This window comes from Buttiauxella agrestis ATCC 33320, from assembly GCF_000735355.1.
Classification (GTDB): domain Bacteria; phylum Pseudomonadota; class Gammaproteobacteria; order Enterobacterales; family Enterobacteriaceae; genus Buttiauxella; species Buttiauxella agrestis.
The window spans coordinates 89,124-101,032 of record NZ_JMPI01000014.1 but is presented as its reverse complement, the minus strand read 5'-3'; the positions used below and the strand labels follow the sequence as shown (position 1 = coordinate 101,032).

Genomic DNA, 11,909 nt, shown 5'->3' with positions numbered 1-11,909 from the left:
CCAATTCCCTCTCCTGTGGGAGAGGGTTAGGGTGAGGGCGTAATCGCTACGCCACTGTAAATCCAAGCATCATGCCGGTATCTTCATGTTCCAGCAGATGGCAATGCGCCATATACGCCTGCTCTTTCGCAGCCGCATGTTCAAAGCGCACTAACACTTCACTACGCCCGCCTTCCACACGAACCGTGTCTTTCCAGCCCTGACGGTGAGCCTCAACCGACTTACCATTTTCGCTCAGAATGCGGAACTGCGTGCCGTGAATATGGAACGGGTGCAGCATCATGTCGCCTTCACCGGAAATCGTCCATTTCTCGTACTTGCCTTTCTCGACCGCAAACGCAGGCGTGTTCATATCAAATGCTTTGCCGTTAATCTTATTGGCATTATGGAAGTCAAAGCCCTGCTGGCCGTGATTCATACCACCATGATTCATTTTGCCATGGTCCATCTTTCCGTGGTCCATATTGCCCATCATGCTGCCATGCCCTGCCATGTTCATGCCCGCCATCGCCTGCTGGCCATATTTGTCCATCAGCGCTTGCATCCCCATCATGTCCAGCATCGGGTCCATCATCAGCTGTAACCAACGCTCGGTAATACCATCCGTAGCAGGAATTGCGGGAACGTTAGCCAGCTTGTCAGGCATATCGCCGGATGCGGCAATAATCAGCGGTTGAATACGCACCACAGGCTGCGGTTTGTCGAACGGCGCAACCGTCATACCCATTTGTTTAACCGGGAGTGTGACGATATCGAACGCTTTGCCGTCGCGGGTATCGACCAGCACTTCGAAACGCTCGCCCATCAGCATTGGCAGTTCGGTCACTTTTACCGGCTCCGCCAGTAAGCCACCGTCGCTGCCAATCACATACAGTGGGCGATTGTCGCTGGCGGCAATATTCAGAGAACGGGCATTACAGCCATTGAGCAGACGTAAACGCAGCCAGCCGCGCGGGTTAGCATGTTGCGGATACACCGCGCCGTTGCATAGCAACGTATCGCCAAACCAACCGACCGCCGCACTCATTACGTCCAGTTGGTAGTCAATTTGGCCGTCAGCCGCAAAACGTTTGTCCTGAATAATTAATGGCACATCGTCAATGCCCCACTGTTTTGGCAAACGCAGCGCACGGCTTTCAGGATCGTCAATCAGCACCAGCCCCGCCAGCCCCATAGCCACCTGATGGCCGGTTTTGCCATGTTGATGCGGGTGGAACCAGCAAGTGGCGGCACGCTGCTGCGGAGTGAATTTCACGGTGCGTTTGCCACCAGCGGCGATCACGCCTTGTGGACCACCATCGACATCACCAGGAACTTCCAATCCATGCCAGTGAACCGTAGTTTCTTCAGCAAGTTGGTTATTAATCTCGACCGTGACTTCTTCGCCCTGCGTCAGTTGCAAAGCCGGCCCAAGTAAATTGCCGTTATAGCCCCACGTGGTGGCCGTCTTGCCATTAAAAGTGCTTTTGCCCGCTTGCACGGCTAAACGGATGCTATTCTTTGCATCAGGGGCGAGAATTCCGGGGATCGGTAATGCGGGTCTGTCGGCAGCCAGTGCCGCTTTACTCCAGAGCGGCAGCGCGCTAAAAGCGCCAATAGCAGCAGAATATTTTAGAAAATCACGGCGTTGCATATTCAGTTCCTTTCATTAGCAGGCGTGATAGTGAGCATAAACTCTGCCCTTAGGGGAAGGTCAAGTTTTATACGGGTTGCAGGGCAGATAATAAATCTCGTCGCACCATATTTAACTGTGTTAACGTTTCGTATCTGATAAAAAGTGGTAGATGTGATGAAGATGGGAGTTAGGGCATTAATCCTGGGCTTGTTGATGGCTTTTTCCACCAGCAGTCAGGCACTTAGCGAGTCTGAAGCAGAAGATATGGCCGATCTTACTGCTGTGTTTGTGTTCCTGAAAAACGATTGTGGCTACCAAAATCTGCCGAACGGACAAATTCGTCGTGCACTGGTCTTTTTTGCCCAGCAAAACCAGTGGGATTTGAGCAATTACGACACCTTTAATATGAAGGCGCTCGGTGAAGATAGTTATCGTGACTTAAGTGGTATTGCCATCCCTACCGCGAACAAATGTAAATCCCTTGCCCGTGACTCGTTAAGTTTGCTCGCCTACGTGAAGTAACCCGTCTTTTTAAAACGCATCAGGAAATTATAGCCGCTCTAAAGCGGCTATTTTTGTCAATTCCGTACGTCGATATATAACAATTTCCTAAAAAACATGCAGCCAATTGCGTAAAAATAAAAAAGAGTTATCCTTGTTCTTGCAAGTAGTTAATTGAAGACAATTTTAATAAGAGTAATATTACAGAGTGCTTTTTAATTATTAATTAGGTGAAGACATTCCTAACCTACACCAGGCTATTTATTCATATAAAAAACCATGTCATTTAAACTCATCGCCAGAGTTTATTAACTGCTATGGGAATCTGCATAATTTTTATAATAATACCTAAGGATGGATAGACGTGACCATGACAATTAAAAACGCCATCAACGTTTTTTGCCCGGCGATTGCAACTATGGTTCTCATGTTGGTCAGCGGTTGTAGTGCCTCGCCCTCACAGCAAGCAAAGCCCATTGCAAAAACACAAGCAATACAGACTATTCAGCCCGCGCCGAATATTGAAAGCATCACTCAGCCTACGGTGAAAACACCTCAACAAGAACAAATCACCTTTTGTCGCATGGCACTTGATTCATTACAGAAAGTGAATCCAAACCGTGCGCGTAAATTAAGTAATGACTTTAATTCCCTTGTAAGCGCCGCCTCACAATATAATGCAGTGCGCGGGCAAGTTGGTGATACCACACGCCAGGCCATTGACTCTATGTATCACTTTAAGAGTGTGAAATTGTGTGCCGATATTGATAAGGAATTAATGGACAGCTTAGTGCAACGCGGTGAGAGTGCTATCCGATGAAACGTCATTCTTTAATATTTCATGTACCGTTGGCAATTACTTTCCTGTACGGGTTAAGTCACCCCGCCAATGCGGAAGAAGATCCGTTAGCTGTTATTACGGCGAGTTCTAATTTCGATAATTCTGTCCCGGCCATTCTGAATTATGCTCAGCAAGAACAGGGCAAACCCTCTTCTGGATCTGTCCAGGTTGCTCCGAAAACCCAGAAACGGGTCCAGGCAAGCGATAAGAAAAGTTCGCTTGATACCAAATATTCCCAGCAACAAGGTTGGCTAACGCAAAAAGATGCCACCATTCGTCAACTTCAGATGCAACTTGCGGATAAAAATGCGCAAGAGGAAACGTTCTCACAAAAAGAAGAAGAGCTGACGACACAGATTAAAGCCTTACAAACGCAGCTTGGCGCCCAAAAGCTGCAAAATACTGAACTTGCAGATGTGCAGAAACAATCAGCATTACTCGAGGCGCAACTCAAAGAAAAAGGCACTCAGCTTGAAACCCTGACCCAAAAACTCAACGACAATCAGCAACAGCATTCAACGCAAGTTAGCACCCTGCAAGAGCAGTTGAATCAAGAAAGCCTGGCGGTGAAAGCGAAGGAAGCCGAACTGGCAAAAATCACCAGCGATTTTAGTCAGTTCAAAGATGAAGCCGCAAAAAAATCCGCTGTGGTGGATTTAAAGCTCGTGCCTCAACAACAGGCTTACTCTATTGGTGTCTCGCTTGGGAATGATGTTCTACAGGAGCTAAATACCCGTGAAGCACAGGGTGTGAAGGTTGATCGGGATGCCGCCCTATTGGGTATAAGCGATGTGTTTAAAGGCACGCTGGCACTTGATGAAAGCACGCGGAATAAATCTCTCGCCGCGGCCTCTCAGGCTTTGTACGAAAACCTGTCTAAAGCAGAGAGCCAGTCGATTAAAGAAGGGAAACTGTACCAGCAGAAATTTGCTAAACAAAAAGGCGTTGAGTTCAAAGAAGGCGTCTACAGCAAGATTGATTACGCAGGCCAGGAAGCGATTGAACCAGAAGATACCGTGGTTATCGTAATGAAAGAGACGCTAACAGACGGTACGGTCATTACCGATATGGATGCGGCAGGCAAAGTCTGGTCACAGCCATTGAGCGCTTACCCGCCAATTTTTAGCGGCCCACTTAAGCGTCTGGGCAACCACGGTAGTATTACCGTTGTCGTCCCACCGGATCTTGCCTATGGCAGTAAAGGATTACCGCCGAAAATCCCACCGGGTGCCACCATGACTTACAGCATCCGGGTCGTTGATGTGATTAAAAAAACCAAGTAATACTGTTCAGCATTCAGGCCCGCAAGGGCCTGCTTTTTTATCGCTGGCTCAAAAACTCGCGATAGGCCACTATGACTTGCATAAAATCTTCAACGCCGCAGAAGGACAAGCTTTCTTCATCGTAGTAGTTCATCCCCTCTTCCATTTCATCACCTGAAATTTCCAGTTGATTGGCACGAATCATCACTTCTTCACCATCGAGCAACACTGTGTATTCATGCCCGACACGTTGCCACTGGCGTTCGCTACCTTTGACTGAATTTACCGCCTCTTCGACTTCGTCGAGCAGCCCGAGATTGTCTTTTACTTCTTCATTAAACCAATGGCCCACCACTTCGTGCCCCATCGACATACGCACTTTCACCAACCCGGTGACATCACGCAAAAATTCATATTCCATGGTGTTTTCCTCTACCTTGCCTGGGGAAATGCAGTCCCCCTTAGCGTATAGAGTAAGTATCGCAGCAAAGTCGGCGAAAAACAGCGTTCAGGTCCATGGGTGGCAAATAAAAAGGGAGGCCTAAGCCTCCCTTGTCGCAGATTGGGTAAATGTTATACCGCAGTCTGGAAAATCACGCCGTCTGCTTTCTCGGTGTACTGAGAAAGTTTGTCAAAGTTCAGGTAACGGTAAGTATCAACAGCCGTCTTATCAACCTGCGCCATAAAGGTCTGGTATTCGTCAGGCGTTGGCAGTTTGCCCAGCAGTGAAGCCACTGCGGCCAGCTCTGCGGATGCCAGGTAGACGTTAGCGCCAGTACCTAAACGGTTAGGGAAATTACGCGTAGACGTTGAAACCACGGTTGAACCATCTGCCACACGCGCCTGGTTACCCATGCACAGTGAACAGCCAGGGATTTCGATACGCGCACCGCTCTTACCAAACACGCTGTAGTAGCCTTCCTCAGTCAACTGAGCGGCATCCATACGCGTTGGTGGCGCAACCCACAGACGAGTCGGCAGCTGGCCTTTGTGGCTATCGAGCAGTTTACCTGCCGCACGGAAGTGGCCGATGTTAGTCATGCAAGAACCGATAAACACTTCGTCGATTTTCTCGCCCTGAACATCAGACAGCAGACGTGCATCGTCAGGATCGTTTGGCGCACACAGAATTGGCTCTTTGATATCGTTCAGATCAATTTCGATGATCTCTGCGTATTCCGCATCAGCATCGGCTTCCAGCAACTGAGGATCGGCCAACCATTTTTCCATGCCCTGAATACGGCGCTCAAGCGTACGACGATCGCCGTAACCTTCTGCGATCATCCACTTCAGCAGCACAATGTTAGAGCTCAGGTATTCTTCGATCGGCTCGCGATCCAACTTAATGGTACAGCCGGCAGCAGAACGTTCAGCGGAAGCATCGGTCAGCTCAAACGCCTGCTCGACTTTCAGCGTTGGCAGGCCTTCGATTTCCAGGATGCGACCAGAGAAGATGTTTTTCTTACCTTTCTTCTCAACGGTCAGCAGACCTTGTTTAATGGCATACAGCGGGATCGCGTGAACCAGGTCGCGCAGAGTAATCCCCGGCTGCATTTTGCCTTTGAAGCGCACCAGCACAGATTCAGGCATATCCAGTGGCATCACGCCAGTTGCCGCAGCAAACGCAACCAGACCAGAGCCCGCCGGGAAGGAAATACCAATTGGGAAACGGGTGTGGGAGTCACCGCCCGTACCGACGGTATCCGGCAGCAGCATACGGTTCAGCCAGGAGTGGATAACACCATCGCCCGGACGCAGCGAGACGCCGCCACGGTTCATGATGAAGTCAGGCAGTGTGTGGTGAGTATTCACATCCACAGGCTTAGGATAAGCGGCAGTGTGGCAGAAGGACTGCATCACCAGGTCAGCCGAGAAGCCCAGGCACGCGAGGTCTTTCAGCTCATCACGGGTCATTGGACCGGTGGTGTCCTGAGAACCGACAGACGTCATTTTTGGTTCGCAGTACTGGTTCGGGCGAATGCCGTCCACGCCACAGGCGCGGCCAACCATTTTCTGCGCCAGAGAGAAGCCGCGAGTACTGGCGACAACATCTTTCGCCTGCACGAAGACTTCGCTGCGTGGCAGATCCAACGCTTCACGTGCTTTAGTCGTCAGACCGCGACCGATGATCAGCGGAATACGGCCACCGGCACGAACTTCGTCCAGCAACACGTCAGTTTTCAACTCGAAGTTTGCGATAACGTCGTTGGTTTCGTGGTTACGCACTTCGCCTTTGTATGGATAGATATCAATGACATCGCCCATGTTCAGGTCGTTTACGTCAACTTCGATTGGCAGCGCACCCGCATCTTCCATGGTGTTAAAGAAGATTGGCGCAATTTTGCCGCCGAGCACCACACCGCCGCCGCGCTTGTTCGGCACGTTCGGGATGTCATCGCCCATGAACCACAGCACGGAGTTAGTCGCAGATTTACGCGAAGAACCGGTACCCACTACGTCGCCCACATAAGCCAGCGGGAAACCTTTTTTGTTTAACGCTTCGATCTGTTTGATCGGGCCAACGCTTCCAGGCTGATCCGGTTCGATACCTTCACGGGCATTTTTCAGCATCGCTAATGCGTGCAGAGGAATGTCCGGACGTGACCAGGCATCAGGCGCTGGAGACAAGTCATCGGTATTCGTTTCGCCGGTGACTTTAAATACGGTAACAGTGATTTTCTCAGCCAGTTTTGGACGAGACAGGAACCATTCGGCGTCAGCCCAGGATTTCAGCACTTGTTGCGCGTGGGCATTACCTGCTTTTGCTTTTTCTTCCACATCGTAGAAGTTATCGAACATCAGCAGCGTGTGGGACAGTGCTTTAGCGGCAATCGGTGCCAGCTTTTCGTTATCCAGCGCATCAATCAGCGGATGAATGTTGTAGCCACCTTGCATAGTGCCAAGCAGTTCTACAGCTTTCTCTGGGGAGATTAACGGGGAGGTCGCCTCGCCTTTGGTAAGGGCAGCCAGGAAACCGGCTTTAACATAGGCGGCTTCATCAACGCCTGGCGGAACACGATTGGTAATAAGATCTAAAAGGAATTCTTCTTCACCCGCTGGCGGGGATTTCAGCAGCTCGACCAGTGCGGCCATTTGGGATGCTTCTAAAGGTTTTGGAACAATCCCATCTGCAGCACGTTCGGCTACGTGCTTACGGTATTCTTCTAGCACGACGGTTCTCCTCGCTCTCATTGTCATTTCGGTTCCGGCTATTCTCTTCACGCTCCTGTGAGACAGCAGTTTGTAGGGTAAATGCCCGGTACCGCGACGGGCAGCATAGCAGGATTTTCAGGGGGGGTGAATGTGTTTACAAAAAAGCAACATTAAATACTTGCTGAATCGTTAAGGACAAAACATTACTTTTCGATATGACCTAATGACGCAAAAAAACGACGTTCAGACACGGGGTTTTGTACAGAATTTGTATAGCCAGAAATAATATTTCACGGTTTCGGACAACATTTACGGCAAGAATCACCGTTTAAGTCAAAAATTAAACTATCAGCTCCCTATACTCGCCAGACACAGCCGCCTTACGGCATAGCTCTCTACTTCTGAATACCAGGAGAAGTTAAATGAAGTTGCCCTTTAAGCCCCATATTCTTGCTCTCATTTGCAGTGTCGGAATTTTAGCGGCATCTGGCGTTGTGTATGTGAAAAGCCAGACATCGCCTGTAACAACACCCGCGGCACAGACCACACAACCGGCTCCAGCGGCACCAACGGCTCCAGCTACAACGCCTGCACCAACCGCAGCGGCAGTCGCGCAACCGGCCTACAGCACGGCTCAACTCGACCAATGGGTTGCACCTGTAGCGCTTTACCCTGACCCACTTTTGTCTCAGGTATTAATGGCCTCAACTTACCCTGCGAACGTGGTTCAGGCGGTGCAATGGTCACGTGATAACCCAAAACTTGAGGGGGATGCCGCGATTCAGGCCGTGGCAAATCAACCATGGGATCCGAGCGTAAAATCTCTTGTCGCCTTCCCACAGTTAATGGCCTTGATGGGTGAAAATCCGGAATGGGTACAAAATCTGGGGGATGCATTTTTAGCCCAGCCGCAAGATTTGATGGATTCAGTGCAGAAGTTGCGTTTGCTGGCGCAGCAAACCGGCGCTTTAAAAACTACGCCACAACAAACGGTCACGAGTACACCTGTCACAGTAAATCAGAATACGACGGTCGCAGCACCTGCGAGTTCCGGCTCCTCTTCGTCTTCATCAAAAACCGTCGCAGCAGCTCCAGCGCAGACGGTGATTAAAATCGAGCCGACTGACCCGCAAGTGGTGTATGTCCCGACCTACAATCCATCCACGGTATATGGCACCTGGCCTAATACCGCTTATCCGCCGACGTATCTCCCACCACCTCCGGGGGAACAATTCAGCAACAGCTTTGTGAATGGCCTCGGGTTCAGCTTGGGTATTGCAACCACCTATGCGATATTCAGCAATATCGACTGGGATGATGACGATTATCACCATCATGATGATTACCATGGTGGCGGTAACGGCAATAACATCAATATTAACAACGTTAATAACTTCAACCGTATCTCCGGGCAAAATATTCAGGATCGCAATAATATTGCCTGGCAACATAACCCGGCTTATCGAAATGGTGTGCCATATAACAACAGCAATGTTGCCCAGCGCTACCATCAGACCAACGTCGCAGGCGGTTTGAGTTCCACTCAAAGAGCGCCCGTTAACCGTGATGCCCAACGACAAGCAGCAGCCACACAGTTGCAGCAAAACAAGGGGAGAATTGATGCGGCAGCGCCGCAATTAGCTTCTCGTGATGCCCAACGTAAGGCTTCATCGCAACAATTGAATCAAATTGCCCAGCGCAATAATTACCGTGGATATGATTCGCAAAATGCGGATTCACGCCGCAATACTGCGAAGCAACAGTTCAACCAATCCGCGAATCAGCAGCAACGCCGGGACACGGCTAAAACTCAGTTGCACAACCCGACAGCACAACAACAACAGCGTCGCGATAATGTGAAATCGCAAGAACATCGTCAGACTTCACCGCAGCAACAACAGCGTCGCGAAACGGCTCAGCAACACCGCAGCAGTAACAATCTCGGCCAGACACAACGTGCGGTATCGCGTCCGAATGCGTTTAGTGGGAATGACAGCCGCTCTCCTTCCTGGCAGGCGCAAAACCAGCGTGGGCAGCAAAGTCTGAATCGCTCATCGGCTCATCGTGAGCAACGTAGCCCGTCAAGAGAACACAGTTCCGGTCATCGTGAATTTAATCGCCGCTAAAAGGAGGCATCATGAAAAATCGTATGAAGTTAAGTGCGTTAGTAATGCTTATGCTGCCTGCTTTCGTTCAGGCACAGCAGTTATTCAACACACCTGAGTTAGCGGCCCAATCATTTGCCACGGCTGTGATAAGCCAGGATGAAGCGGCGCTGACGGAAGTGCTGGGTGATAACTGGCGGCAATATCTGCCCGATGAAAAAGCCGATCCTGAAGCCGTCGCCCGTTTTGTTCGTGACTGGAAAGTCAGCCACAACATTGAGGAACAAGGTGAAACCGCGCATTTGAATGTCGGACAAGAAAACTGGCAGTTGCCGATTCCGATGGTGAAAACACAGGCGGGCTGGCATTTCGACATGCAGCGAGCGGCAGATGAAATTCTTACCCGCACTATCGGTCTGAACGAACTTTCTGCCATTCAGGCCGTACAAGCCTACGTTGCGGCGCAGCAGGATTATTATCAGCTAGACCAGCAGTACGCGCAGAAGTTTGTCAGCACCGAAGGCAAGAAAGATGGATTGTACTGGCCCGCAGTGCCAGGTGAAGCGCCCAGCCCTCTCGGCCCAAGCTTCAGCCCTGTACAACCTGGCATGGGCTATCACGGCTACCATTTCCGGATCCTGACGGCTCAGGGGGCTGACGCTCCGGGTGGTGCTAAGAACTATATTAGCGACGGAAAAATGACGGAAGGTTTTGCGTTAATCGCCTGGCCTGTTGAATATGGGGAAACTGGCGTCGCAACCTTTATGGTGAATAACCAGGGCGTGGTTTATCAAAAAGATTTAGGGGAAGAGACGGCTGAGAAAGTGCAGGAAATAAAAGAATTCAATCCGGATAAAAGCTGGCAGGAAGAGCAACAGTAACCCAATAAAAAACCCGCCTCGGCGGGTTTTTTTACCATCAGGCGATTACTTCTTTTTCGCTTTCGGGTTTGGCAGGTCGGTGATGCTACCTTCAAAGATCTCAGCAGCCAGACCTACAGACTCGTGCAGAGTCGGGTGCGCGTGGATGGTGAGCGCGATGTCTTCAGCGTCACAACCCATTTCGATAGCCAGACCGATTTCGCCCAACAGCTCGCCGCCGTTAGTCCCGACAATCGCACCACCGATAACACGGTGAGTTTCTTTGTCGAAAATCAGTTTGGTCATACCGTCTGCGCAATCGGAAGCGATAGCACGGCCAGAAGCAGCCCACGGGAAGGTGGCGGTTTCGTAGCTGATGCCTTTTTCTTTCGCTTCTTTCTCGGTCAAACCAACCCATGCAACTTCTGGCTCAGTGTACGCGATTGAAGGAATCACTTTCGGGTCGAAGTAGTGCTTCATGCCCGCGATAACTTCAGCGGCAACGTGGCCTTCGTGAACACCTTTATGAGCAAGCATTGGCTGGCCGACGATATCGCCGATAGCGTAGATGTGCGGCACGTTAGTGCGCATTTGCTTGTCAGTACGGATGAAACCACGGTCGTCAACTTCAACGCCAGCAGCACCCGCATCCAGCAGCTTACCGTTAGGTACGCGACCGATTGCAACCAGAACCGCGTCGTAACACTGTGGTTCAGCTGGAGCTTTTTTGCCTTCCATTGTGACGTAGATGCCATCTTCTTTGGCTTCAACGGCAGTCACTTTGGTTTCCAGCATCAGGTTGAATTGCTTGCTGATACGTTTAGTGAAGACTTTCACCACGTCTTTGTCGGCAGCCGGGATAACCTGGTCGAACATTTCAACCACGTCAATCTCTGAACCCAGCGCATGGTACACAGTACCCATTTCCAGACCGATGATACCGCCACCCATAACCAGCATGCGTTTTGGTACGGCTTTCAGTTCCAGTGCGTCGGTAGAATCCCATACGCGTGGATCTTCATGCGGAATAAATGGCAGCTGAATCGGACGAGAACCCGCCGCGATAATTGCGTTGTCGAAAGTGATAGTCGTTGGACCATTTTCACCTTCAACAACCAGGGTGTTAGCGCCGGTAAATTTACCCAGGCCATTCACCACTTTAACTTTACGACCTTTCGCCATACCAGACAGGCCACCAGTCAACTGGTTGATAACCTTTTCTTTCCAGGTACGGATTTTGTCGATGTCAGTTTTCGGTTCGCCGAAAACAATGCCGTGCTCAGCCAAAGCTTTTGCTTCTTCGATAACTTTAGCAACGTGCAGCAGGGCTTTAGAAGGGATACAGCCAACGTTCAGACAAACACCGCCGAGGGTGCTGTAACGTTCTACAATGACGGTCTCCAGACCTAAATCAGCGCAACGGAAAGCAGCAGAGTAACCTGCCGGGCCTGCCCCAAGTACGACGACCTGAGTTTTGATTTCAGTACTCATCATGACCTCTTTATTATTCTCCGCCTGCAGTCTACAAAATTGTTAACAATTTTGAAACAAAAACGGCAAGCGAATTGTCCT

9 protein-coding genes are annotated in these 11,909 nt (G+C 50.3%); 5 read left to right on the top strand and 4 right to left on the bottom strand.

What is annotated here, in order from left to right; all coding sequences use genetic code 11:
* Nucleotides 1–46: 46 nt before the first annotated feature.
* Complete coding sequence (cueO, locus tag GBAG_RS03090; protein WP_034493419.1) at nucleotides 47–1,633, bottom strand: multicopper oxidase CueO; 1,587 nt, start codon at nucleotides 1,631–1,633, stop codon at nucleotides 47–49.
* 156 nt (nucleotides 1,634–1,789) lie between these two features.
* Here cueO and GBAG_RS03085 point away from each other — a divergent pair, with 156 nt between their 5' ends.
* The 3 genes from GBAG_RS03085 (at nucleotide 1,790) to GBAG_RS21810 (ending at nucleotide 4,240) form a co-directional block, all read left to right on the top strand.
* Entirely contained in the window at nucleotides 1,790–2,137 is a 348-nt protein-coding gene (locus GBAG_RS03085; protein WP_034493417.1) for a YacC family pilotin-like protein, read from the top strand.
* A gap of 349 nt (nucleotides 2,138–2,486) precedes the next feature.
* Nucleotides 2,487–2,936, top strand: coding sequence for a hypothetical protein (locus GBAG_RS03080; RefSeq protein WP_246864852.1), 450 nt, complete (start codon nucleotides 2,487–2,489; stop codon nucleotides 2,934–2,936).
* On the top strand, nucleotides 2,933–4,240 hold the full coding sequence (locus tag GBAG_RS21810; RefSeq protein ID WP_051873625.1) for an FKBP-type peptidyl-prolyl cis-trans isomerase N-terminal domain-containing protein: 1,308 nt from the start codon (nucleotides 2,933–2,935) through the stop codon (nucleotides 4,238–4,240). Before GBAG_RS03080 ends, GBAG_RS21810 begins: the two co-directional genes overlap by 4 nt.
* Before the next feature lie 37 nt (nucleotides 4,241–4,277).
* Here the strand turns inward: GBAG_RS21810 and yacL are convergent, their stop codons facing one another.
* The gene (gene yacL / locus GBAG_RS03070) at nucleotides 4,278–4,640 is read right to left on the bottom strand and encodes a protein YacL (RefSeq protein WP_034493415.1); all 363 of its coding nucleotides are present in this window, start codon (nucleotides 4,638–4,640) and stop codon (nucleotides 4,278–4,280) included.
* 152 nt (nucleotides 4,641–4,792) lie between these two features.
* Nucleotides 4,793–7,390, bottom strand: coding sequence for a bifunctional aconitate hydratase 2/2-methylisocitrate dehydratase (acnB, locus tag GBAG_RS03065; protein ID WP_156104851.1), 2,598 nt, complete (start codon nucleotides 7,388–7,390; stop codon nucleotides 4,793–4,795).
* Between the two features lie 404 nt (nucleotides 7,391–7,794).
* Between acnB and GBAG_RS03060 the strand changes: the two genes are divergently transcribed.
* Nucleotides 7,795–9,498 (top strand): DUF3300 domain-containing protein, encoded by a 1,704-nt coding sequence (locus GBAG_RS03060; protein WP_034493412.1) that lies wholly within the window; start codon nucleotides 7,795–7,797, stop codon nucleotides 9,496–9,498.
* Nucleotides 9,499–9,509: 11 nt separating this feature from the next.
* On the top strand, nucleotides 9,510–10,358 hold the full coding sequence (locus GBAG_RS03055) for a DUF2950 domain-containing protein (RefSeq protein ID WP_156104850.1): 849 nt from the start codon (nucleotides 9,510–9,512) through the stop codon (nucleotides 10,356–10,358).
* Nucleotides 10,359–10,403: 45 nt separating this feature from the next.
* Here GBAG_RS03055 and lpdA read toward each other — a convergent pair whose 3' ends face one another.
* Nucleotides 10,404–11,828, bottom strand: a complete 1,425-nt coding sequence (gene lpdA, locus GBAG_RS03050) for a dihydrolipoyl dehydrogenase (RefSeq protein WP_034493410.1) — start codon at nucleotides 11,826–11,828, stop codon at nucleotides 10,404–10,406.
* Between the last annotated feature and the right edge of the window lie 81 nt (nucleotides 11,829–11,909).